This is a genomic window from Streptomyces sp. NPDC031210, assembly GCF_055570395.1.
The window spans coordinates 49185-73017 of the sequence record NZ_JBVIHH010000003.1 but is presented as its reverse complement, the minus strand read 5'-3'; the positions used below and the strand labels follow the sequence as shown (position 1 = coordinate 73017).

General features: G+C 69.3%; 16 protein-coding genes and 3 pseudogenes. 8 read left to right on the top strand and 11 right to left on the bottom strand.

Translation table 11 applies throughout. The features are described 5' to 3' along the window. Positions 1-65: 65 nt before the first annotated feature. The 3 genes from ACZ45Z_RS07475 to ACZ45Z_RS07465 all read left to right on the top strand — a co-directional run bounded on the left by ACZ45Z_RS07475 (position 66) and on the right by ACZ45Z_RS07465 (position 2811). The gene (locus ACZ45Z_RS07475; RefSeq protein ID WP_468357625.1) at positions 66-1304 is read left to right on the top strand and encodes a serine hydrolase domain-containing protein; all 1239 of its coding nucleotides are present in this window, start codon (positions 66-68) and stop codon (positions 1302-1304) included. Positions 1305-1504: 200 nt separating this feature from the next. After that, positions 1505-2389: a hypothetical protein gene (locus tag ACZ45Z_RS07470; protein ID WP_468357622.1), complete on the top strand. Its 885-nt coding sequence runs from the start codon at positions 1505-1507 to the stop codon at positions 2387-2389. A gap of 41 nt (positions 2390-2430) precedes the next feature. Continuing rightward, positions 2431-2811 (top strand): beta/gamma crystallin-related protein, encoded by a 381-nt coding sequence (locus ACZ45Z_RS07465; protein WP_468358717.1) that lies wholly within the window; start codon positions 2431-2433, stop codon positions 2809-2811. Between the two features lie 252 nt (positions 2812-3063). On the opposite strand, the gene ACZ45Z_RS07460 is transcribed toward ACZ45Z_RS07465, so the two are convergent. From ACZ45Z_RS07460 to ACZ45Z_RS07450, 3 genes and pseudogenes are all read right to left on the bottom strand, one after another. Beyond that, positions 3064-4533 carry an oxygenase MpaB family protein gene (locus tag ACZ45Z_RS07460; RefSeq protein WP_468357619.1) on the bottom strand — a complete coding sequence of 490 codons (1470 nt, stop codon included), beginning with the start codon at positions 4531-4533 and terminating at the stop codon, positions 3064-3066. Further along, positions 4530-5215: pseudogene (gene uppS / locus ACZ45Z_RS07455) on the bottom strand (polyprenyl diphosphate synthase). Before uppS ends, ACZ45Z_RS07460 begins: the two are co-directional and overlap by 4 nt. Before the next feature lie 299 nt (positions 5216-5514). Then, on the bottom strand, positions 5515-6117 hold the full coding sequence (locus ACZ45Z_RS07450; protein ID WP_468357616.1) for a hypothetical protein: 603 nt from the start codon (positions 6115-6117) through the stop codon (positions 5515-5517). Positions 6118-6232: 115 nt separating this feature from the next. Here ACZ45Z_RS07450 and ACZ45Z_RS07445 point away from each other — a divergent pair. Further along, a pseudogene (locus ACZ45Z_RS07445) lies at positions 6233-7218 on the top strand (IS5 family transposase). A gap of 9 nt (positions 7219-7227) precedes the next feature. Here ACZ45Z_RS07445 and ACZ45Z_RS07440 read toward each other — a convergent pair. Then, on the bottom strand, positions 7228-8565 hold the full coding sequence (locus ACZ45Z_RS07440) for a VanZ family protein (RefSeq protein ID WP_468357613.1): 1338 nt from the start codon (positions 8563-8565) through the stop codon (positions 7228-7230). A gap of 79 nt (positions 8566-8644) precedes the next feature. After that, entirely contained in the window at positions 8645-8767 is a 123-nt protein-coding gene (locus tag ACZ45Z_RS07435; RefSeq protein ID WP_468357610.1) for a hypothetical protein, read from the bottom strand. 587 nt (positions 8768-9354) lie between these two features. Between ACZ45Z_RS07435 and ACZ45Z_RS07430 the strand changes: the two genes are divergently transcribed. The 3 genes from ACZ45Z_RS07430 to ACZ45Z_RS07420 are packed head-to-tail and all read left to right on the top strand — an operon-like array spanning position 9355 to position 10923. Then, on the top strand, positions 9355-9903 hold the full coding sequence (locus tag ACZ45Z_RS07430; RefSeq protein WP_468357607.1) for a winged helix-turn-helix domain-containing protein: 549 nt from the start codon (positions 9355-9357) through the stop codon (positions 9901-9903). Further along, positions 9900-10490: an IS630 family transposase gene (locus ACZ45Z_RS07425; protein ID WP_468357604.1), complete on the top strand. Its 591-nt coding sequence runs from the start codon at positions 9900-9902 to the stop codon at positions 10488-10490. Before ACZ45Z_RS07430 ends, ACZ45Z_RS07425 begins: the two co-directional genes overlap by 4 nt. 40 nt (positions 10491-10530) lie before the next feature. Continuing rightward, positions 10531-10923 carry a RidA family protein gene (locus tag ACZ45Z_RS07420; protein WP_468357601.1) on the top strand — a complete coding sequence of 131 codons (393 nt, stop codon included), beginning with the start codon at positions 10531-10533 and terminating at the stop codon, positions 10921-10923. A gap of 16 nt (positions 10924-10939) precedes the next feature. On the opposite strand, the gene ACZ45Z_RS07415 is transcribed toward ACZ45Z_RS07420, so the two are convergent. From ACZ45Z_RS07415 to ACZ45Z_RS07390, 6 genes and pseudogenes are all read right to left on the bottom strand, one after another. Then, positions 10940-11745 (bottom strand): IS5 family transposase gene (locus ACZ45Z_RS07415; protein WP_468358714.1). Its coding sequence is split into 2 segments (ribosomal slippage): positions 10940-11353 and positions 11356-11745, totalling 804 coding nucleotides; the frame shifts between segments, so codons are not numbered across the junction. A 57-nt stretch (positions 11746-11802) separates the two neighbouring features. Then, positions 11803-12075: pseudogene (locus ACZ45Z_RS07410) on the bottom strand (MFS transporter); the annotation flags it as partial. A 97-nt stretch (positions 12076-12172) separates the two neighbouring features. Next, complete coding sequence (locus ACZ45Z_RS07405) at positions 12173-12829, bottom strand: pyridoxamine 5'-phosphate oxidase family protein (protein ID WP_468358711.1); 657 nt, start codon at positions 12827-12829, stop codon at positions 12173-12175. Between the two features lie 529 nt (positions 12830-13358). Further along, positions 13359-14525 carry an IS30 family transposase gene (locus tag ACZ45Z_RS07400; RefSeq protein WP_468358708.1) on the bottom strand — a complete coding sequence of 389 codons (1167 nt, stop codon included), beginning with the start codon at positions 14523-14525 and terminating at the stop codon, positions 13359-13361. A 141-nt stretch (positions 14526-14666) separates the two neighbouring features. Continuing rightward, positions 14667-15152, bottom strand: coding sequence for a hypothetical protein (locus tag ACZ45Z_RS07395; RefSeq protein WP_468357598.1), 486 nt, complete (start codon positions 15150-15152; stop codon positions 14667-14669). 92 nt (positions 15153-15244) lie between these two features. Further along, positions 15245-15970: a thioesterase II family protein gene (locus tag ACZ45Z_RS07390; protein ID WP_468357595.1), complete on the bottom strand. Its 726-nt coding sequence runs from the start codon at positions 15968-15970 to the stop codon at positions 15245-15247. A gap of 142 nt (positions 15971-16112) precedes the next feature. Here ACZ45Z_RS07390 and ACZ45Z_RS07385 point away from each other — a divergent pair, with 142 nt between their 5' ends. Further along, positions 16113-23603 carry an SDR family NAD(P)-dependent oxidoreductase gene (locus ACZ45Z_RS07385; protein ID WP_468357592.1) on the top strand — a complete coding sequence of 2497 codons (7491 nt, stop codon included), beginning with the start codon at positions 16113-16115 and terminating at the stop codon, positions 23601-23603. Positions 23604-23833: the final 230 nt, after the last annotated feature.

The following is a 23833-nucleotide window of genomic DNA, read 5'->3' as shown; positions in this document are numbered from 1 at the left end:
CACGTCGAAAGGCACGGGGAGCGTCCCCGCCGCCTGCACTCATTGATCACGAAAGGACGACTGTCTTGAAGATCCGACTGGCGATGTGGGGAAGTATGGCCGCGCTGAGCGTCTGCGCGGGCACGGTGGCGGCAGCTCCCGCGCCCGGCGAGACGAATACCGTGACGGCCGGCAGCGCGAGCCCGTCGTCCCCCTTCCGCCCCTCCGAGCTGAAGTCCGCCCTGGACGGTGTCCACCGCGCGGGTGTACCGGGGGTATACGCCGAGGTGCGCGACGGCGGCCGGACATGGCGGGGCGCTTCCGGGGTCGCAGATGTCACCACCGGCCGTCCCGTCACGCCCGACATGCGGCAGCGCGTCGGCAGCATCACCAAGACCTTCACGGCCGCCGCGGTCATGCAGCAGGTCGAGCAGGGCCGGATCCGGCTCGATGCGCCGATCGGCGACTACCTGCCGCATCTGGTGCCGGGAGAGCGGGGCCGGAAGATCACGGTGCGGATGCTGCTCAACAACACGAGCGGCATCCCCGATTACATCCGATACGCCTTCCCGTCCCTCCAGACCGGCTCGCCCGAGAGCCTGGACGACAACCGGTTCACGCAGTTCCGCCCGGCCGAGCTGATCGAGTTGGGCCTGAACGCGCCCCCCACCGGCGAGCCCGGAGGCCCCACCGGCGTGTACTCCAACACCAATTACCTCCTCCTCGGCCAGCTCCTGGAGCACGTGACCGGTACCCCGGCCGAGGAGTACATCACCCGGAACGTCATCCAGCGGGCCGGCCTGCGACACACAGTGTTCCCGACCGGGACGCGGATCCAGGGGCCGCACTCACGGATGTACGAGGCCCTGTGGGGGCTGCTCGACCCGCCCCGCGACTACAGCGTCTACAACATGTCCTGGACGGGGACGGGGGCCGCCCTGGTGTCGACCACGGATGATCTCAACCGTTTCTACCGCCAACTGCTCGACGGCGAGATCGTGAACCGGTCGTCGCTGGAGCAGATGCAGCGCACGGTCCCGGTCATCGCCCTGGACGGATCGACGATCCAGTACGGCCTCGGGCTGCACAAGGTCGACATCCCGGATTGCGGTACCTTCTGGGGCCACGACGGCACGGTCTGGGGGGCCGGAACGATCTCCCTGACCCGAGCCGACGGCAAGCGTCAGATGTCGGTCGCGGTCAACCTCCAGAGGTGGAACGCGCCGGACTCCTCGGGCAAGCCGCAGCACCACCCCATCGACGACGCGCTGAAGACGCTGTACGGGCAGGCGATGTGCGGCGACGGTCAGGCCGCGCGGCAGTAACCGTCCGGGGCGAGTTCGAGGCGGCGGCCGCGGAAGGTCTCGCGCAGCTTCGAGGCGGCGGCCGCGGAAGGTCTCTCGCAGCCGCGGGTCGTGGGTGACCAGCACCAGGGTGCCGCCGAAGTGGGCCAGGGCCGCCTCCGGTTCCTCCACCACGGCCGACCGCACCCCGCACCCCGCACACCGCACCTCGAGAGGCAACCATGTCGCTCTCCCGCGCGCGGGCCGCCACCGTGCTCGCACTGCTGCTGGCTGCCACCGCCTGCACGGCCGCGCCCAAGGAGCCCACGGCCGCCCGGCACTCCACCGCACCGCTGCCGTTCAGTCGCCAGGCCAGGCAGTTGGAGCTCCCACTGGACGCCTATGCATCGAACGACGCCGACGTCCACGCGATAGAAGACGCCCAGGACATTCTCATGCGCCGGTGCATGAACCGCTTGGGGAAGGAGTGGAAGGTGCTGCCCCGGGTGAGCGCCCAGGAGATCGAGCCGGAGAACCTCCGCCGGTACGGAGCCATCGAGGCGGAAGCCGCCCGCCGTTACGGCTACCACCTGCGACCGGATCCGGAGTCGATGGTGCGGCGCAACCGTGCCTGGGACGAGCGCGACAAGCTCCCCGCCGACGTACTACGCGCAGCCTACGGACGCACCGGCCAGGGCGGCTGCGCCAAGACCTCCCGGCGCCGGCTCGTCGGTAACCTCGCGCAGCTCAGACATCACACCTTCAACCGGCTGACCATCGCCGCGCTGGAAGCCTCCCGGCGCGCTCCCGAAGTACGCGATGCCTTGCGCAAGTGGAGCGCATGCATGGCGAAGGCAGGCTTCCGGTACCGGGATCCAACGGCCGCCGGCGGCAACCCACGCTGGAAAACGACCAATCCCACACCGGCCGAACGCGACACCGCCCAAGCCGATGTGGCCTGCAAACAAGAGACGAAACTGGTAACGGTGTGGGCATCGGCCGAGACCCGCGTCCAACGCCGTCTGATCCGGCAGAACGCCGACCAACTGCACGAGGCGAAGGCCCGCAAGGACCGTTGGCTGGCAGCGGCCCGCCGCGTCCTGAACCGTGAGGGCCGCACGCACTGACCGACCAGCATCACGTATCCGGCCAATAGCCACCCGAACCCATAGCCACCCGGAGGAGTTCATCATGCGTATCGGTCACACAGCCGCTGTGGGGACCGCCGCTGCCGCCTCACGCTCGGCGCCGCGCTGCCGGCTGCCGCCGACGGTCACGCGGACCTTGCCGGGGCCAAGCCGTCCGGGTCTTCGAGAACCCCCAGTTCAAGGGCAAGCACACGGCCTTCACCCACGGCGTGCCGAACCTGGCGGCCCGCGGCTGTGACCACATCGGCTCCGCCAAGAACGTGGGCAACCGCATGGTCACCTTCTACCAGCACGCCAACTACAGGGGCGCCCGCTTCTCCCTGGCGCCGGGCGAGAACGAGCCCCACTTCGGCCACCACGGCGGCATGCGCGACGGCGCCGGCTCCCTGCCATTCCGCTGACAGCGAGCGGCCAGGCGGCCTTGGCGGGCCCAGCGCCCACCAAGGCCGGCCAACATCCCAGTCAGAAATCCTCATTTCCGCTGGTCAGTAGCGCTTTCTGGTTTCTTGGCCACCAGTCGGAAAGCCCGCCTCGTGAAAGCGCGAGGCTAAGGAGGCCCTGCCGCTCCAGGGAAGTTTCGCGGGCACCTGAGCCGCGAGACGGGACGTGGGTACAGGAGCGTGCGGCCGTGGCCGCCAACCTGCACGAGTTCGTCAGGCGTCGGCGAGGAGGGGGTCGTACGGGGTGCTCGTACGGCGGCCCGACATGAAGGAGAGAAAGTCGCCTACGAAGGCGCTCCGACCGTAGGTACCGTCGGTGGTGGTCAGGTCGCGGTGGAAGGCGGTGCGGAAGAGGGTCCGGTACTCGTCCGCGTCGATGGTCCCGCTGCTGTCCTTGTCGGTGGCGTCGAAGAGCACCTCGGCGACGCGGATGAGTGCGGGTCCGGCGAGGGAGGGGACGGCGGCGGCGTATTCGTCGGCGCTGACACGGCCGTCGCCGTCCGTGTCGAGGGCGGCCTGGAGCTCGCGCCACCAGGCGGCGAAGGCGTCGTAGAGCCGGGTCTCCTCGGGTTCGTCCAGGTCGAGGCGAGTGGAGAGTTCGCGGGCCATGGCGGCGAGGTCGGGCCAGTCGAGGTGGCCGTCGCCGGTCTGGTCCAGTACTCGACGGAAGAACTCCTCCGCCGAGCGCCGGCCCTCTCCCGTGGCCGCCGAAGGTGCCGGGTCCGGGCCGGGGTCGGCGTCGCCGCCCAGCGGTGTGAGGAGGCGGAGCAGGGCCGATGCCCGCTTCATGCGGGCGCGCAGGGCGGCCACGGTCCGGGCGCGGGGGTCGTCGCTGCCGGGCGAGAGCGAAAGGACTTCGATGATGCTTTCGGCGTTGATCCAGCCGTCGGGCAGGAAGCGGGCGAGTCCGGCGGCGAGGTAGGCGCCCTGCATGAGGGTCGGGGCGCCGGGCATCTCCGGCAGGCCGGCCCGGCGCCGGTACGGCTCGGGAAGCGAGGCGACGGTGATCGCGCCGAGGAGCGGACCGGCGACGGCGCGGCCGGCCGCCCACAGCGTCGGTGCCCCGTCGAGCAGTGCCGGGGCGGGCAGGTGGTCGAAGAGCCGGTAGAGGATGACGCGGGCCGCCTCGGTGTTCTCCAGCTCGTTTTCGACGACCCGGTCGAAGTACTGCCAGAAGTCGTTCAGGTCCTCGGGGAGTTCTGCGGCGTCCCCGTCGAGCGCGGCGAGGAACGTGCGGTACTCGGCGTACATCCGCTCCATCGTGTCCTGGTCGAGTGGTTGGCCGCTGAGCCGGCACATGGTGACGGCGCTCTCGAAGAGGGTGGCGACCACCCAGGCGCGGGTCGCGCGGTCCATTGCGTCGTAGGCGCGGCCGCGGGAGTCGGTGCCGCTCATGCGGGCGTGTAGCCGGTTGAGCCGGGCGGCCTCCCTCTCGCGTACCGCCAAGTCGGTGCTGAACATGCGCCGCATGCTGAGGAAGGTGTTGCGAAGACGGCGCCAGGGGTGGGCGACGAAGGTGGAGTTGTCGACGAGGGCGGCGCCGATCTGCGGATGAGCGGCCTCCAGCACGGTGGCGCGGATCATGGCCAGCGCCCAGCGCGGGTCGTCGAAGAAGGTGCGGAACTGCGATTCCGGGCTGAACAGGGGTACCTCGTCGGCCGCTCGGGTGGTTCCTGTGGTCATGATGGGTCTCCGTTCGTCCGGGGTGGCACGCCGCCGAAGCGGCGGTCGCGGCGCCGGTAGGTGTGCAGGCAGGCGAGGAAGTCGGGGGCCCGGAAGTCCGGCCAGAGTGCCTCGGGGAAGACCCACTCGGCGTAGGCGACCTGCCAGAGCATGAAGTTGGAGATGCGTTGCTCGCCGGAGGTGCGGATGACGAGGTCGACGTCGGGGGTGTCGGGGAACGGCAGGTGGTCCGCGAAGAGCTGCTCGGTCACCTCATCAGCGGGCGTCTTGCTGCGGATCAGCGACCTTGCCGCCTCGACGATGTCCCGGCGCCCGCCGTGGTCGAAGGCGACGGTCAGCGTCATCCCCGGTTGTCGGCGGTCAGCGTCGCCAGGTCGTCGAAGTCTTGGGCCAGTTCGCGGGGGATGCGCGGGTCGGCGACCCCCAGGAAGCGGCAGCGGATCCCACGGGCGAGCAGCAGCGGCGCGTGCTTGCGCACGACCCGGCGGACCAGCCGCATCAGGAATTCGACCTCGGCGCCAGGGCGGTTCCAGTTCTCGGTGGAGAAGGCGTACAGGCTGAGCCACTCGACGCCGGCGGCCCGGGCCGCCTCGATGATGTCGATGACGGTGGTCTCGGCCGCCCGGTGGCCCGCCGTGCGGGGAAGCGAACGCCGCTGTGCCCAGCGGCCGTTGCCGTCCATCACGCAGGCCACATGCCGCGGCACCGCACGTGCCGGCCCGTCGTCCCGCCGCTGCCCGTCGCCGTACTGTCGCCCACCCGGCCGGTTCTCCGTCGCCACGCGTGCGCTCGGGACGCCGTGGTCCCTCACGCCCGGCCCCGTCTCGTCCGGAGCGGCACGATCGGCCGTACCGCGCTCGGTTACGCCCACCCCGCCTCGCCGCCCCCGCCTCACCCACGCCCCACCGGCGCATTCCCTTCCGGGAGTCTGACAGCGCGAATGGGCCCTAACCGGCCAAACGGGTGGCCGTGACCCCTGGCTCATGTGTCCGAGTCCCTCGTACCGGCATCGGATGGCGTTCCTCCGGTGACCGCGATCGACGACTTCGTCCACCTCGCCCACCCTCCATGGGAATGGGGGTCGCTCAGGTGCGGGCACAGACTGTTCGACTGCCTGAGCGGCGAACTCGCGTCGCGCTCTGCCTGATGCACGATCAGAAGGAGTCCGCCCTCACGGCGTACCGGGCCACGGTGCTCGGCCCCGTCGACTGAGCCGGCTGGGCCGGTCAGCCCGTGGCCCTGCTTGCCACAGAACACCGCCTTGATGAGCCTCTGCTGCACCTTCGGCAACTCCTTTGCCGCGTCGATCGCGGCGTCCCCGGTGATCATCGAGGTGGTCAGGGTCTTCCCGCCGTCGGGCGTGCTGTACATGAGCGCCTCGTAGCTGTTGACGCCGCCGTTGTGGGTGAGGATGGTGCCGCCGCAGTTCGGGCCCGCGTCCTGCACCATCAGCCCGAGGCCGTAGCGATAGTCGCCACTCTTCGGGTGCGGCTTGCGCATCTCGGCCAGCAGCCGGGCAAGCAGGAGCTTGCCGCCCTGCAGCGCGGAGAAGAACGTGTGGAGATCTTTGGCGGTCGAGATCACCTCATCGACGGCGAAGACCAGGAGGGGCTCTGGCGGGTGACGCCGACCACCTTGGTTCAACAATCAGCGCCTCCACACAGCGATCGGCAGGGTGTCGGTCCGGTAGGACATTGGTGTGACGCATGCCCAACTGACCGGCGAGGAGTGGGAGTTCATCGAGCCGTTCCTGCCGATCGGCAGGAACGGCCCGTACTCCGAGCGGCTGCGGGAGTAGTTCGAGGGGGTGATCTGGCGGTTCCGCACCGGCAGCCAGTGGCGGGAGATGCCCGAACGGTTCGGCGCCTGGCAGACGGTGTACAACCGGTTCATGCGAGGGCGGGACGCGGGCGTCTTCCAGGCACTGCTGGAAGAGGCGATCGCCGAGGCCGCCCGCAGAGACGAGATCGACATGTCCCTGGTGAGCGTGGACTCCACCACGGCACGGGCTCATCACGACGCGGCCGGCATGCGGGTCAGTGGGGAGACCCTGGCCGCACTTGAGGAGGCGGCCTCGCAAAAGGGGGAGCGTGCGAGGAACGGGCAGGACGGCGAAAGCGACCCGGCCCCGGTCGAGCGGCGACGCGTTCGCCGCAGGCGGCGGGCCCGGCTGAAGGCCGCCCTGCTCGGCCGGTCCCGCGGCGGGCTCACCACCAAGATCCACCTGGCCGTCGACCGGCGCTGTCGGCCGATGGCTCTTGTCCTGACCGCCGGGCAGGCCGCCGACAGCCCTCAGTTCATCCCCGTCCTGAAGAAGGTGCGGGTCCGCCTGCCCGGCGGCCGTCCCCGTACCCGGCCCGCCGCCGTGGTCGGCGACAAGGTCTACTCCTCCCGCGCCAACCGAGCCCACTTGCGCAAACGCCGTATCAAGGCGGTCATCCCGGGGAAGAAGGACCAGGCCGCCAACCGTAGGAAGAAGGGCAGCCGGGCGGCAGGCCCGTCACCCACGACGTCGGCCTCTACCGGGACCGCAACACCGTCGAGCGGGCCACCAACAGAATGAAGGACTGGCGAGGCATCGCCACCCGATACGACAAAACAGCCGAGAGCTACCTCGCCGGACTCGATCTCCACGCAGCAGCCATCTGGATCAGCAGTCTCTGCAAACCCATTGATCGCAACTGAAGACAACCCCTAGGACTGAGACGCGGCTTCGGAAGCGATGCGGTGGACGCTTTTGTCAGTGGCATCGACGGTTGCTGAGTGCAGGGCACCCCCGTCGCGGACGTTAAGGCGCCAATGGATGCGCCATTGCCCGTCGCGGCGCTCAGCCAGGTAGATGGGCTCTGCTCGTTGGCCTTGGCCTGGCTTGAGATTGAAGTGGGTGTCAAACGCTTTCCATGCTTCAGCTTCGCTGATGCGAGCTTGAGGAAGTTTTGGATCGCTTATCTGACGTGCCATTAGGTCAGTCATGCGTCCTGACGGTTCAATCATTATGTCCAGGCGCATAGGCATCAGCACTTTTTCATGCCACCTGCGCCATTCGATGATCCAGCCAATGTCGGCCTTCTCGTCGATGGGCCGCACGGTGACCTTGGAGCGGCGGAGAGCCCATGGAGCGTATTGAGACGCGTATTGAGTGGCGACTCGCTCTGCTTCCGATGCAGTTCGGGCAGGGCGGCTTACTTTGGGGATCTTGTACGCATAGGTCCCTTCCCTGTGGTGGGTCGGCGTGAAGTGGGCTTCGAACTGTTCACGGTCCGGCCAAGTAATTTCGGCGAAACCTCCGTGGAGTTGAGCAGTAACCGTGCCCTTGCCGGCGCTGGTTTGCAGGTAGTCGGCCCCGCTAATTCGGTAAGCTCCCCGGAACGCCTTGCTGAGAGCAGCGTTAAGAGCTTGGAGTTGGACTGCGCTGGCTGTTGGAACCTCGGTGGGCTGGATGGCGCGTACCGGGTGAATGGCCGTTGCCCAGGCCACGGTGATCAGAACCGCGATGGCAGTGCCGACCCCGGTAGCACGCCGCATCGTGGTCTTGCCGATGGGTGGGGTGCTGTGGGTGCGGCGGCAGATGATGGCTCCAAGAATGGTGCCCGCCAAGACGCCGGCAGTGTTGGTAGCTAGGTCATCGCTATCACACAGACGGCTGATGAAGGGGACGACAGCCTGCGAGGTCTCGACGGCGGCAATGAAGAGGAGGCCGGTGGCCGCTGAGAACAGTGGCCTTCTGGAGGCAAGGGCGGCGAAGAGGCCGAATGGGGTGAACAGTAGCACGTTGAGCTGTCCTTGTGTGCCGGCGAAGGCTTCGAGGACGTTCAGGTTGATAGTGCACTCGCCCGTTGCCAGGCCACTGCCGCCCCACGTGGTCAGCGCCATTGGGCCGGCAGTTGAAGATGCCCAAAGTCCGTAAAAGGCAGCTTGAGTACGGTTGGTGCGGCGCGCGGCGAGCAGGTAGGCGACTGAGCCGACCAGAAGAGTGGCAATGATGGCCAGGGCCAGGAAAGTCAGATGGTCTTGGAAGACGGCTCGTATCACGGGATCTTCTCGAAGAAGGATGCGGTGAGGCCCGCGCCCCAAGCGGGGAGGCGCGGGTCCGGGGTCTGTGCTGATCGGGCTAGCAGTTGTATGCCGGCGGTGTCGTGTAGGTGCTGCCGCCAGCGTAGAGCTTGCCGTAAGTTGCACTGCAACTGCTGTCGGCCGACCAGGACTTGTCGTAGTGGAGAGGGGTGCTGGACATGTTCATCGAGGCACTCCAGTGGTTCGTTCCGGACCGCTCGTAGCCAAGCTTGCCTGTGAGGCTGCCGCCGCTCTTGCGGTAATACCCCACGCGTACGGAGCTGCCGTTATTGGCGAGGTGGACGGAAAGATATCCGTTGCTGAGGGTGCTGCAGCGATCCCCGCGGGTGATGTAGCCGTCGTTAGGGCACGAGGTCACCGCGGCAGAGGCCGGGCCAGCGCCAAGTCCAAGTGCCGCAATTGCGGTTGCTCCGATGACTACTGCGTGTATGCCTGGGAGATTTTTCCCACGTGTTGTGGACATGGTGTAGAAACAGCACGACACCCGCCTCAGTGATCACGGAAGCTCTGAACCTGCGCACCTGACAGAGGCTTTCCCGGCGGTCTGACTGAGACCCCGATCAAGCGGTATCCCCCAGGGGCCATGACTGTGAGTCACGATTCTCTTGATCGGTCACCTCGTGGTCAGAGGTGATCGAGTAGCCGAACGCAGGTCGCGACTCGGGCTCCGAGCCGGCGGCCAGCAGCCGCGTAGCCGCTGCCTCCGCTCGGGCCAGGCCCTTACTGATCTTTTCGTAAGTTCGGTGGGTGTGGTGGCCGTGTGGGTGGGAGGCTGTCGGGGTGGCTTATCAACCTTCCCCTTCGGTTGCCGGCTCCTCCCTCCTTCCTTTGTCGCGGCCTCAGTTGGCGGAGGCGCGTCGTGTTCGGGCAGTCGAGTTGTTTGAGGACGGCGTCTCGAATGCGGAGATCGCGAGGGCGGTGGGGGTGTGTGCCGAGAGTGTGCGGCGTTGGCGGCGGGTGTGGGAGCAAGGCGGTGCTTCGGCCTTGCGGCGCCGGGCAGCCACCGGGCGCCCACCCAAGCTGGACGACACCCAGGTCGAGACGGTCCGGGCCGCGTTGGAGCAAGGTGCCCAGGCTCATGGTTTCGAGGCCGACCTGTGGACCCTGGAACGAGTCGGCGCGGTCGTCACCCGGGCCACGGGGGTGGTGTTGTCGAGGGCGTCGGTGTGGCGGCTGCTGACCGGCCGGCTCGGATGGAGCCTGCAACGTCCCGAGCGGCGGGCGGTCGAGCGGGACGAGTCGGAGATCGCCCGATGGATCGCGCACGAGTGGCCGCGCATCAAAAAGGGGCCGTGAACACACGTGCCTGGATCGTCTTCCTCGACGAATCAGGCGTCTCCCTGCTCCCTCAGGTCCGCCGCGCCTACTCGCCCCGAGGGCGGACTCCGCTGCTGCGGCACCGCCTGAACTGGAAGCGCGCGTCGATGGCCGGGGCCTTGGGTTACCACTCCACCGAGCCCGATCGTGGGGCCCGCCTGTGCTTCCACCTCAAGACCGGCAGCTACGACACCGCCGGACTCATCGAGGTCCTGGAGCAGATGAAGGTGTTCTACCGCGGCGAGCGAGTGGTCCTGGTCTGGGACGGCCTGTCCGCTCACTGGAGCCGGGCGATGCGGACCTGGGTCGCCGAACAGGCACGGCTCACCCTGGAACGATTACCCGCCTACGCTCCCGAGCTGAACCCGGTGGAACTGCTGTGGTCCTCGCTCAAGACGCGTGAACTCGCCAACCTCACCGGCGACCACCTCGCCGATGTCGCCGACGCCACCGAGCAAGGCATCCACTGCATCAACACCAACCCCCGACTGCCATGGTCATTCCTCGCCCATACCGGACTGACCATCCACCCACCACACCCACCGAACTTACGAAAAGATCAGTAGGGCCTGTTTCGAAAGTGCGGTGATCTGGGAGCATGGTGCGATGGATCATGTTCGGCAGATAGTCAGTTCTGGCTCACCACTCGAACTCCAAATCGGTTTTTCCCGGGCAATCCGTAAAGGGGCGCACGTCGCAGTCGCTGGGACTGCTCCCATCGGGGACGACGGGACGGCCGTGGGGCGAGGCGACGTCTATGCCCAGACTGTCAGGTGTCTGGAAATCGCAGACGCCGCACTGAAGGCAACGGGGGCGTCGCTGGGGGATGTAGTGCGGACCCGCATCATGCTCACCGACGTGACTCGTTGGAAAGAAGCCGCGCGAGCGCACGGAGAGCGGTTTGCGTCTGTCCGTCCGGCCTGCACCTTCGTTGAGGTCCCACGCTTCATCGATCCCGAATGGTTCGTTGAAGTGGAGCTTGACGCCATCCTCGACTGACTCCCGAAAGTGCTGGTCACAGCCACTCGTTGATGGCCGCGATCAGCACTGTGGCTTCGTAGCGGACGGCGAGCTTGTCGTACCTGGTGGCCACTGCGCGGTGGCGCTTGAGGCGATTGATCCCGCACTCCACCGCGTGGCGCTCTTTGTAGTCGTCCTTGTCGAACTTCCGTCCGCCGAGGGAGCCGCGCTTCTGGCGGTTGGCGATCTGGTCGCGCTTCTGTGGGATGGTGCAGCGGATGCCGCGTCGACGCAGGTAGTCGCGATTAGCGTGGGAGCCGTACGCCTTGTCGGCGCGGATCCTGTTCGGGCGGGTGCGCGGTCGTCCCGGGCCGAGCCGGGGAACCCGGATGCGGCCCAGGACGACCTGGAACTGCGGGGAGTGAATCTTGGTCGTCAGTCCGCCGCGTGAGCGTCCGAGGCCGTGGTCGTCGGGCTCTGTGAACACACCGCCGGGCGGCTCGACCTGCAGATCCCTTTCTTGCGGGCGCCGGCCGCGTGCTGGTGGGCGCGAGCGATCGTGGAGTCCACCGAGATGTCCCAGGAGATCAGCCCCTTCGCATCGGCGCGCGCCTGGAGCTGCTCGAAGGTCCGGTGCCACGTGCCGTCCCGCTGCCAGCGGCGGAAGAGCCCGTACACCGTCTCCCACGGCCCGTACCGCACGGGCAGGTCTCGCCACGGGACGCCAGCCCGTGTGCGGAACCGTATCCCGTCGATCAGCTGACGCTTGCTGTGAACCGGTGGCCTACCAGGCTTGGTGCCTATCGGCAACAACAGTTCCAGCTCTGCCCACTGTGTGTCTGTCAGATCTCCCCGAGGCACGAAACAAGATGATCCCAGACCTTGATCCACTTCTGAAACAGGCCCTAGCAGCAGGAGGTAGTGGTCCGCGAGCGCGGAGACGGCGTTGCCGAGGACGAAGGCCGCGAGGGCCCCCACCAGCACGGTACGGCGGCAGGCCGACCGGGTCAGGGAGGCGCTGGTGGGGGCGAGGACGGCGTAGGCGAGGGAGTAGGCGGTCACCAGTTGGCCGGCTGCTCCTACGGACACGTCCAAGTCGGTGGCGATGTCGGGCAGGATGCCGGCGACGACGAAGGCGTCGGTGCCGATGGTGAAGGTGCCGAGGGCCAGGAGCCACAGAGCGGAGGGCACGCGGGGTTTTCATCCTTTCTGTGGGACGTCACTGCTGTCGGGGAGGTGACCTACCGAGGGTTCGGGCGCCGGGCGGGCCGTCTCGGGGAGTCTCGGCTCACCCGAGTCGGGTGCCGCTGCGGGAGCTGATGTGCTTGGGGGGTTCGATGCCGGCGGAGAGCAGGGGGGCGGCTTCCGGTTCGCCCCAGGTGGAGACGAGGGGCAGGACGCCCGCCCAGATTCCCAGGGCGGCGTCGGGTCCGTCGCCGTCGTCCGGGCCGCCGGTGCGAATCTTGATCGATGCCTCTTCGAGCGAGAGGGCGAGCAGGGCGGTGGCCGCCATCTCCTTGCGGTTCGGCTGCCGTGCGTAGTCCCACTGGCCGGGTGTGGCGTTCTCGGTAAGGCAGCGCAGCCCCTCCAGCTTCTCGTCGGGGTCGGTGACGAGGCGCGGGACGCCGTAGACCATCACGCTGCGGTAGTTGACGCCATGTTCGAACACTGACCGTGCGAGGACGAGGCCGTCCACGTGCGTCACGGTGACGCAGACTGTCGCGTCGGGCGAGGCGACCAGGCTGCGGCTGGCCACAGAGCCGTGGAAGTAGAGGTTTTGTCCGTCGCTTCCGTAGACGGTGGGGACGACCATGGGGTGCCCGTTGATGACCACCCCGAAGTGGCACATGAAGCCTGCGTCCAGGATCGCGTTGAGCTTGGCACGGTCCAGGCTTCCTTGTTCTCGCAGACGACGGTGGCGAGTGCGGTCTGTCTCCGGGAGCATGGTGGGGAGTTGGCTGTGGTTCACGTCAGCTCTTTCACAAGTGGGCTGGCGTTGCGGGGGTTTCGCAACGTTGCGGGCTTGGGCTGAGGGCTTGTAGTGCGTTCGAAGCCGCGAGCCATGCATGACGGGGCCGGTCCCGCCGTGGACGACGGGGGGCGTCCGGCGCCCCTTTGCCCGCGGGAAGCAGGCGCGGGGCGAGCCGTCTGTCGGCTGCTCAGGCCCGCGCCCCGCCGTTCATGCAGGGGCATGCCTGACAGACGAGCCGGGGCCCGGTGCGGCCGTACGCTACCGATATCGTTGCCATGGCGCCAGAGTTCAACGAAATCAGTCTGCGTGAAGCTCAATTGCTGCGGAAACCCTTGCCGGGCTCAGATGGCGTGTGCCAGTCTCATGATCACCGGCGGACGAGAGCAGTGGTCACCTACGGGGGTGTTCTGCTGCCATCACGATCGCCGTCAGGACGCCTCACTGACCGTGGGTCTGCACCTGACGTGCCTGCTCGGCCATCTGTCAGCAATCCTGGGCGAGCTCAAGCGGTCAGCGCATCACCGCTGTTCAGGAGGCCAGCGTAGACCTCTGCCGGGGTGCGATAGCCATGGGTCTTGCGCGGACGATGGTTCAGCTCGTGGGCGATGGCGTCCAGATCGGCCTGGCTGAACGTACGGAGGTCCGCGCCCTTGGGGAGGTACTGCCGAAGCAGCCGGTTGGTGTTCTCGTTGGTGCCGCGCTGCCACGGGCTGCGCGGCTTGCAGAGGTAGATCGGCATCCCGGTCCCGGCGGTGATGGCCTGGTGCTCGGCCATCTCCCGGCCCCGGTCCCAGGTGAGCGTCCGCCGCAGATGGGGCGGGATGCCGAGGAGGCTGCGGGTGAGGTGCGGAGTGACCTGCTCAGCCTTGATGCCGTCCGGCAGCGCAACGATGGCCGTGTAGCGGCTGGTGCGCTCGACGAGCGTGGCGACGGCCGAGGGCCGGGTGCCCATCACGAGATCGCCCTTCCAGTGACCGGGAACCTTGCGGTCCTCGACCTCGGCGGGGCGGGCGGTGATGGACACCATGCCCCGGATGATGCCCCGTCCGGTGGGCTGGCGGGCGAGCTTCGGGCGGCGCATGGGCCTGGCTGACCGCAGCCGCTGGGTGAGGCTGCGGTCGATCGCCTGGCGCCGGCGAGGGTCGTAGAGCGAGAGGTAGATCGCTTCGTGCGAGATCTGCATGGAGGCGTCACCAGGAAACTGACGGCGCAGCCATCCTGCGATCTGTTCAGGAGACCAGCACACTGCGAGCTTGGCCTCCACCAGGCCACGCAGAGCGGGCCGTTGGGCGAGCTTGGCCTGCTTCGGTCGACGCCCGCGCGCATAGGCGGCCGCATCGGCGGACGCGGCTCGGTAGCGGTCCCGGCCGCCGTTGCGGGCGATCTCGCGGGAGACGGTCGAAGGGGATCGGCCCAGCCGTTTGGCCAACTGCCGAGCAGATTCTCCAGCCGCGATGCCGCGGGATATCTCCTCGCGCTCGCTGCCGGTCAGATGCCGCTCGGAGCGCTGCTGCGGGATGAGGCGGATGCCGCCGCTCTGGTACAGGAACTGGCGGACGTGGTGCATTGGCGCCCCGAGTGCCCGACCAATCAAGCTGAACGACTGCCCTTCGCGCCAGCGTCTCCAAACCTCGTCCTGCTGAGCCGACGAGAACCCGTAGTCACGCACCTGTACCTCCACGATCACATGATCATCCGTGGGTGGTGCGTTGATCACTTGAGGGTGCCTGTCTTTCCGGAAGCAGACTGCGGCCGCGCGAGATGTGACGCTGGGGCATGCACCGCCTCCGCCAGATACCCACGCGGGCACTCACACGCATCTCTTCTTGCCCATATCCCTGAGGCTCAGCCGTTGGAACACGCCGTCCCGCGATAGCGCGCACTGCTTTGCGGGCGTGCTGTGGAACGGAAAGGAAGTTATGAAGGAACGATTCAGGGGTTCACGTACGAGTTGCAACCGCTTGGCGCCCAGGATTCCTGGAACCCGCGCGTCTTTCGCTGCGGCGTCGGCGAGGAGCTGATGGGCCTGCCCGATGGTCTGCGGGTTGTACTCGTCCTCGGTGCCCAGCAGCCGGCCACCCACCCGCACCATAACTGCACGCGATTGCATCCCACCCGCCCCGGGAGCGTCGTGACACCTCCAACTCCTCGGCACCATGACAGGGTCGTCCGCCCGTCCGGACCGCTGGGCATCGGCGAACTGCCCGAACACCAACTCTGACGCCTCCAGTCGCGCGACTTCGGCCCCGAGCTCGGCGAGTTCCCCGCGCAGCCGCTCGGCGCGGTCGGCCAGCACTTGCCGTCGCTGAATCAGCGAGCCACCTCAGGCAGCCCGCGTGGTGAGGGATCGTGATCATCCACATCTGGTTGTCAGAGAACCGTTTCTGGCTAGAGCTGCGCGGCGATGAGGGCGATGGCACGGGGAAGGCCGAGATAGTGGTGTTCCACGGGGAGCGTGTGATGGGTGAGCTTGTGCTGGGTCATGGCCTGCCACTTCGTCGCGGAGGCGGAGGGAATGAGGGAGTCGTCGCGGGCGGTCCACACCGTGATGGGGTAGGTCAGCAGTTGGCCGGCTCCGTGGCGGTAGGAGTCGACCAGGGTGAGGTCGTGGCGGATGGCGCGCAGGGCGACGTGTCGCTGGTGTTCGTCGCGCGGGAGGGGGATGCCGAGTGACCTGGAGAGGCGAGTCAGGGTGGGGTCGTCCATCGACCGGGCGTCGAGGTCGATGTCGCCGTATTCGGGTGGCGACAGAGCTGCGGACGCGTGGAGGGCGAGGGGCGGCTGACGACGCCGGGTTAGCTGCCAGGCGGTCTCATAGCCGATGAGGGCCCCGAGGCTGTGTCCGAAGACGACCAGCGGCTCAAAGACGTGGTACGTCAGGCGTTGGGCGAGTTCGTCGACGAGCGTGGTGAGGTCCGCCGCCACAGCGGGGGACAGGCTGCGTCCTGGGTAGCGTGCGCTCAGGACGCGGAAGCGGGGTACGAGGTAGCGCGGCCACAGGGCGAAGTCGCTGGGGCCTCCCCCGACCCCAGGCAGCAGGAGTACGGCCAGGTCCGCCACCGCCGCCTCGGGCGTCAGCTCCCACAACAGGCCGTCGCCGAGTGGTCCCATCATTATCCCTTCCCTGGAACGGACAGTCGATCTCAAGTACGGCCTGTTCACTCATTAGTGATGCCTGGTCATTTCGGGCTGGTCTTCCGGTGCCGGTCGGGGCAGGCTCGGTGCAGACCGTCGGTGACAGAGGTGGGAACGAGACATGGACCGGGCAGCGGGCAGCCCTGAGCACGGCACACGCAGGCGTGCGGATGATGTGGCGATCGTCGGGATCGGCTGTCGGCTCCCTGGGGGCCTGGACAGTATCGACGCCCTGTGGTCGGCACTCGTTGAGGGTCGTGATCTGGTCACGCAGATCCCTCCCGAGCGATTCGACACGGAGGCGTTCACCGACGCCGATCCTCGCCGGCCGGGTAGAACCTACACGGCCGCCGCCGGTGTCCTCGCCGATATCGCGGCCTTCGACGCCGAGTACTTCGGCATCTCCCCGCGCGAGGCAGCGTGCATGGACCCGCAGCAGCGGCTGCTGCTGGAGCTGGCCGCGGATGCCATCGACGACGCCGGCATCGATCCGGCCGCCGTCGCCGGCACCGGCACGGGGGTCTTCGTCGGGGTGTCCAACCACGCGTACGGCAACCTGCAGCTCAGTCGCCTGGAGACGGTCGGTCAGCACACCATGACCGGCATCGCCGGCGCGAACACCGCAGGCCGGCTGTCCCATGCCTTCGACCTGCGCGGACCAACCGTGGCCGTGGACACCGCCTGCTCCTCCAGCCTGGTCGCCCTGCACCAGGCCTGCGAGTTCCTCCGCGCGGGCGGCGAGACGGCCGTGGCAGCCGGGGTCAACATCCTTGTCAGCCCTCATGAGTTCGTCGGATTCGCCAAGGCCTCGATGCTCTCTCCGACCGGCCGCTGCCGCGCCTTCTCCGCGGCCGCCGACGGGTTCGTCCGGGCGGAGGGCGGAGTCGTCCTCCTACTCAAGAGCCTTGAACGCGCCCTCGCCGACGGGGACCGCGTCCACGCGGTGATCGCCGCCACCGGTACCAACAGCGACGGCCGCACCCCTGGCCTCGCCCAGCCCAGCGCCCAGGCCCAGGCCGATCTGCTGCGCCAGGTGTACGGGCGGGCCGGCCTGGCAGCCGACGACCTGCTGTATCTGGAAGCGCACGGCACAGGCACCCCGGTGGGCGATCCACTGGAGTGCGAGGCCATCTCAACAGCGTTGACAGGGCAGCGCACTGGACGCCCGCTGCCCATCGGCTCGATCAAGACGAACCTCGGACACCTGGAATCGGCCTCCGGCCTCGCCGGCCTCCTCAAGGCCGTGCTGGTCCTGCGCCACCGCATTGTCCCGGCGTCTCTGCACGGCCAACCAGCCAGCCCCGCCATCGACTTCACCGGCCTGGGGCTCGCCCCCGTACCCGTCGCCATGCCGCTGGCCACGGCCTCGGGCGGGCTGGTCGGGGTCAACTCCTTCGGGTTCGGCGGCGCCAACGCCCATGCCATCCTTGCCCCCGCCCCGGACCCCGGACCCCGGACCGCCCCACCGTCGGGACCGCGGCCCCTGCTGGTGTCCGCCCGAACTCCCGCCGCCCTCGCCCAGGCCGCCACCGCCCTGGCGGACCGCCTCGGCGATGCGGACGTGGACGAGCAGGTGTTCTACGACATCGCCCACACCACTGTCACCCGCCGCGGCCACCACCCCCACCGCGCCGCCGTGCTGGCTGCCGACGCCGCCACCGCGGCCCACCGGCTGCGCGACGTCGCCGCCAACCCGCACGTCCCCGCCCCCGGCCACGGCGATGTCGCCTTCGTCTACAACGGCAACGGTGCCCAGTGGACCGGTATGGGGCAGCGTCTGATCACCAGTTCGGCCCAGTTCCGCGAGGCCGTCGAGGAGATCGACGAGGCACTGGCGCCGCTGCTCGGCTGGTCCGTAAGCGAGGAGCTCGCCACCGGCGCCGACACCGGCCGACAGGCGCTGACCGAGGTCGCCCAGCCACTGCTGTTCACCGTGCAGGCGGCCCTGAGCGCGACTCTGGCCGGCTACGGCGTGCAACCCGCGGCGGTGGTCGGCCACAGCGTCGGTGAGGTTGCCGCCGCCTACGCCTGCGGCGCCCTGGACCTGCCGGGAGCGGCGCTGGTCATCGCGCACCGAAGCCGTGCCCAGGCCCGAACGGCCGGGTCCGGGCGGATGGCGGCGGTGGGACTCAGCCGCCCTGAGGCGGAGGAAGAACTTGTCGCCTACGACGGAAGACTGGAACTGGCGGCGGTCAACAGCCCGCAGGACGTCACGATCGCCGGCGACGAGGCCGCGCTCGACGACCTGGCCCGAAGCCTGGCGGTACGCGGCACGTTCTTCCGGATGCTGGACCTGGACCACGCCTTCCACACCCAGCACATGGACCCCATCGAAGAGGACCTGCGCAGTGCTCTGGACGCCCTGGCGCCGCGGCCCGCCCTGATCCCCTTCGCCTCCACGGTCACCGGCGGCCTGCTGAAGGGCCACGAGCTGACTGCTGACTACTGGTGGCTCAACGTCCGCTGGCCGGTACGGCTGACCGACGCCGTCCAGGCCCTCGCGGAAGCCGGCTGCGGTGCGTTCGTCGAAATCGGCCCACACCCTGTCCTGAGCCACTACCTGCGCCGCACGCTCACCGCCGTGTGCCCGCCCGGGCAGGCAGTTGTGGTACCGACTCTCACCCGGGACCGCGACGGGACGGAGGCACTCGAAACGGCCGCAGCCACCCTGCTGGCGGCCGGAGCCCGCACCGACCACACCCGGCTCCTCCCGGTTCCCGGCCGGGTCCAGAACCTGCCCGCCTATCCCTGGCAGCGCGAACACCACTGGCACGGCGCCCCGCAGTGGTTCGGGCGCGGCTGTGGTGACGGCCGGCGCCACCATCCCCTGCTCGGTGAACGGGCGGCGCACCCGGACCCGCTCTGGCACATCCGCGTCGACCCGTCACGGCACCGCTGGCTCGCCGACCATGTCGTCGCCGGAGCCGTGATCGTCCCGGCCGCCGCCTTCGCCGAAGCCGCCCTGGCCGTAGGCGGTCTCCACCACCAGGCCCCTGTCCAACTGAGCGACCTGGCCGTCGACCGTGCCCTCGTCCTGCCCTTCGACGACCCCGCGATGGACATCCAACTCCAGACCGCCCTCGACCCGGCCGACGGCACCGTGCGCCTCTCCAGCCGCGACGGCTCCGGCCCCTGGCGAGCGCACGCCCGAGGCGTCGTCCGCCGGCTCCTGCGCGAACGCCCCGCGCCGCAGAACCTGGCCGCTCTGCACGGCCGACTGACCGAGCCCCTGAGCGCCGCCGCCCACTACGCGGCCGTCGCCGCGACCGGCATCAGCTACGGCCCCGCCTTCACCGTCCTCACCCAGATGCACACCGGCCCCGACGAGGTCCTGGCGCGCTACACCCTCACCACCCCGGAGCCGTCCGCCGACCCCGCCACCGGGCACATCCTGCACCCCACCCTCCTGGACGGCGCCATCCAAGCCGGCGCCGCGCTGCTCCACCGCACCGGCGGCAGCCCCGGGCATCCACTCGACGCGCCCTATCTGCCCGCCGCGGTCGAAGCCCTGCGGGTATGGAGCCGGCCACCTGCGGAGGGCTGGGTACACGTACGCCACCGGGAAGCCACCGACCGCGAAGTCTGCTGGGACATCCGGCTCCTGGACGACCAGGGCCAGGTCACCGCAGAACTGGACGCATGCCGGCTGCGCCGCTTCGACACCGCCCGCACCGTGCCGCGACACCTGACCACGGTCCTGCGGGCTGCCCCCCGCGGACACGAACCTGACATTCCGTCACACTGCCTGCCCGGCCCACTCGAGCTGGCCCACGCGGTCTCCCGCAGTCCTCTCCCCGCGCAGGCCAGCGACCGGTATGCCCGGGCACTGGGCCTGGCCAGGTCACTGAGCGCCCACTTCACCCTGCAGGCCGCCCACACCATCGACCCGGCCTCCACCACGTTCACCCCCGAGAGCCTGATCGCCGCAGGCGCCCTGCCGGAGTACCGGCGTGCGATGCACGGACTCCTGGGCCACGCCGAACGCGCTGGGCTGCTGCGCCGCACCGGCGACGGCGGCTGGACGCCCACCAGCCACGCCGACCCGCGCCAGGCCCTGACCGAACTGCTGGGTGCCGCGCCGGGCCAGGTTGTGGAAGCCGTCCTCTACAGCCGGTGCGGCAGCGTGCTGGCGGACGTCCTGCTGGGTCGACTGGACCCCGTCGCCCTGCTCTTCGGCGACTCCGAACGCCATTGGATGGAGAGCTTCTACTCCGACACCGAAGTCACCCGCCACTACAACGCCGTGGCCGCCGCCCTCGCCCGCGAGATCGCCCGGCACTGGCCCGCCGGACGACCGTTGCGAGTTCTGGAGACCGGCGCGGGCACCGGGGCCCTGACCGCAGCTCTTCTCGCCGCGCTTCCCGCCGACCGCACCCACTACACCTTCACCGACGTCTCCGAAGCGTTCTTCCACCACGCCCAGCGCCGCTTCAGCGACCACGACCACATCACCTACCGCACCCTCGACCTCAATCGGGACCCCCAGCGGCAGGGCTTCACCCCCGGCTCGTTCGACCTCGTCATCGCGGGCAACGTCCTGCACGCCACGGCCAGACTGCGGGAAAGCCTCACCCGTATCGCCGCTCTGCTCGACGACGGCGGGCAGCTGCTGGCCGTCGAGACCCACAACTCCGACGTGCTCCTGCCGATCTTCGGCCTGCTGAAGAGCTTCTGGCACGCCGACGACCCCGACCTGCGCCCCGACTCACCGCTCCTGACGCATGATCAGTGGCCGCGCCTGCTCGCCGGCACCGGGTTCGATGAGACCGCCCAGCTCGGCGCCGACCGGACCGGCGGCGACTACTCGGTCCTCCTCGCCCGCCGGGCCCCCCGCCCGCAGCCCCGACCTCAGGCCCCCACCCCCACCACTGACGTGACCTCCTGGATCATCGCCACCGAACACCCCCGCAACGCGCTCACCGGCCCCCTGGCGGCTGCCTTGCGCGCGGCCGGCGACGTCCCCGTCACTGTCGTGCCCGCCACCACCGACCCCGCCCACTGGGCAGCCCAGTTGTCCTCAGACCAGGCCCGACCCGCCGTGGTCCTTCTGCTCGCCGACTCCGACACCCCTCGCGACGACGACGGCACGCAGCACGGAGCCTGCCACGGCGACCACGAGCCGGGCGTCCTGGAACAGGCCGTCGCCCGCACCGCGGTGCTGCGTGCCCTCGCCCAAACCTGTGCCGGGCTGCCCCGGTCGAGTGCCCCTGAACTCTGGCTGATCACCGGGCCGTCGGGGGCCCTTCCCGCACCGGGCGCACTCCTGACCCCGGGCGACGCCGTCCCGTGGGGTGTGGCGCGAACGGTCGCCAACGAGCAGGCCAGGCCGGTCGTCCGACGGCTGTCGTTCGAGCCGGGGCCCTCGCCCGAGCGCGACGCCCGTCGGCTGGCCCGTGAGCTGCTGGCCGAACCGGCCGAGGAGGACGAGATCGTCCTCACCTCCCGTGGGCGGTTCGTGCCTCGGCTGCGGGAAGCGCCCGCCACGACGGTGCCGGCACACGGGAGCCCCTACCGGCTGAGGCTGCGCCGGCCGGGTCTGGGCTTCGGCCTGGACTGGACGCCCGCCCCCGCGCCACCCGCTCCCGGCCCGGGCCAGGTGGCCGTCGAGGTGCGAGCGGCCGCCCTGAACTACCGTGACGTGATGCTGGCTACCGGCCTGCTGCCGCTCGGAGCCGAAAGCCCCGCACCCGGCGAGCACAGCCTGGGCCTGGAATGCGCCGGTGTCATCAGCGCCGTCGGGGCCGGTACCCCGTTCACCGTCGGGCAGCGCGTCCTCGCCTACGCACCCGGGGCGCTGGCCTCGAACGTCATCGTTCCGGCCCTGGCCGTCGGCGCGATCCCCGCCCGCCTGAGCTTCGCCGAGGCAGCGACGCTCCCCGTGGCCTTCTTCACCGTCCAGCACGCCCTGGAACACCTGGCCCGTCTCACCGAAGGCGAGACCGTCTTGATCCACGGCGCCGCCGGCGGAGTGGGACTCGCGGCCCTCCAGTACGCCCACCAGGTGGGCGCCCGGGTCATCGCCACCGCGGGCAGCCCGGCCAAACGGGAGCTACTGACCTTGCTGGGCGCCGACCATGTGCTGGACTCCCGCACTCTCGCCTTCGCCGACCAGGTGTTGGAGCTGACTGGCAGTCAGGGCGTCGACGTCGTCCTCAACTCCCTCGCGGGCGAGGCCATCGCCCGTAACCTCGACATCCTGCGGCCGGGCGGCCGCCTTGTCGAGCTGGGCAAACGCGACATCCACACCGGCGGGCGCCTCCCGCTGCGGCCCTTCCGCAACAACCTGTCCCTGCACGCGGTGGACGCCCACCAGATGTTCACCCGCCAGCCGGAGCTGTCGAACCGGCACTTCACCGAACTCGTCCGCCGCGTCCACGAAGGCGCCTACCGGCCACTGCCGCACCAGGTGTTCCCCGCCGACCAGGCCATGGAGGCCTTCACCCTGCTGCGGCATTCCCGGCACATCGGCAAGGTCGTCGTTTCGCTGGAGACCCCGCCGCACCTGACCCCGCCCCCCGCGCGCCTCGCCTGCGCCCCGGACGCCACCTACCTGATCATCGGCGGCCTCACCGGTCTCGGAGCCGCCACCGCCCGATTCCTCGCCAACCGCGGGGCCCGACACCTGGCCCTGGTCAGCCGCCGCGGCCCCGCCACGCCCGGCGCCGCCGACCTGATCGCCGCGCTGGCCCGGCAAGGAGCCACCGCCACCGCCTACGCCGCCGACGTGGCAGACCCCTCGGCGATCGGCGCCGTCCTGGAGAAGATCGCCGGCACCGGACGGCCCCTGCGCGGCGTCGTCCACTCCGCCATGACCCTGGAGGACCGGCTGCTGACCGACCTGAGCGACGAGGCCATCAGGACGGTCCTCGCGCCGAAGCTACGCGGGGCAGCCGTCCTGGACCGCCTCACCCGCAAGGCCGACCTGGAGTTCTTCGTCCTCAACTCCTCCATCTCCGCCACCGTCGGCCACCGTGCCCAAGCCGCCTACGGCGCCGCCAATCTAGCCATGGAAGGGCTCGTACGCGCCCGCCGAGCAGCCGGCCTGCCCGCTCTGGCCGTCGGCTGGGGGCTGATCGGCGAGATCGGCACCGCCGTCGAGGCGGACTACACCGGCACCTTGGAACGCATGGGCCTGGGCCCCCTGTCCTCCCGCCAGATCTTCACCGCACTCGAAGACCTCATGACCCGCGCCACCGATGCCGCGGTCGTCCAGGTCGGCCACTTCGACTTCCGCCGCATGGTCACCCTGCTGCCTGCCCTGCGCGCCCCCAGGTTCGCCGCCGTCCTGCCCCTGGAAGAAGTCGACGGCGAGGAAGACGCCGACCTACGACGGTCCCTGGCAGGCTGCGACCCGCAGACCCAACACGCCACTGTCGCCGACCTCCTCGCCCGCCTGGTCGCCCGCGTCACCCACCACGCCCCGGAGCGCGTGGACCGCACCTGCTCCCTGGACGCGCTCGGCATGGACTCGCTGATGGCCGCGGAACTGGTTGTCGCCCTCCAGCGTGAAATGGCCTGCGAGATCCCCACCATGGAAGTCATCAATGCCGCCGGCATCAACGACCTCGCCAGTCGTGTCCTGACTCTGCTCAACCCGCCCGCCACCCATTGACCGACAGCGTCGACAGGATGAAGTCGCGGTCGACGGCTGGAGGTTCGTTGCAGCTCAGACCCAGAGCGGTCAGACCGGCATTGTCGTAGCGCCGAGACACCTTGAGCCAGCACAGGAGGCTGCTCATCGACTCGTGCAGGACTCGTTCGGCTGCCGGCACTGGTGGGGGGGGGGGCTCAAAAAGGGGGGAGGGAGAAACCCCACACCCAACAGACGACGACCACCACTCC

Excerpts from the sequence above, each read along its gene's own strand:
- ACZ45Z_RS07435 (WP_468357610.1), bottom strand. The coding sequence starts at position 8,767 with ATGTCCAGCACCCCTCTCCACTACGACAAGTCCTGGTCGGCCGACAGC.
- ACZ45Z_RS07405 (WP_468358711.1), bottom strand. The coding sequence starts at position 12,829 with ATGCTCCCGGAGACAGACCGCACTCGCCACCGTCGTCTGCGAGAACAA.
- ACZ45Z_RS07470 (WP_468357622.1), top strand. The coding sequence starts at position 1,505 with ATGTCGCTCTCCCGCGCGCGGGCCGCCACCGTGCTCGCACTGCTGCTG.
- ACZ45Z_RS07390 (WP_468357595.1), bottom strand. The coding sequence starts at position 15,970 with ATGATGGGACCACTCGGCGACGGCCTGTTGTGGGAGCTGACGCCCGAG.
- ACZ45Z_RS07420 (WP_468357601.1), top strand. The coding sequence starts at position 10,531 with ATGGATCATGTTCGGCAGATAGTCAGTTCTGGCTCACCACTCGAACTC.
- ACZ45Z_RS07460 (WP_468357619.1), bottom strand. The coding sequence starts at position 4,533 with ATGACCACAGGAACCACCCGAGCGGCCGACGAGGTACCCCTGTTCAGC.
- ACZ45Z_RS07385 (WP_468357592.1), top strand. The coding sequence starts at position 16,113 with ATGGACCGGGCAGCGGGCAGCCCTGAGCACGGCACACGCAGGCGTGCG.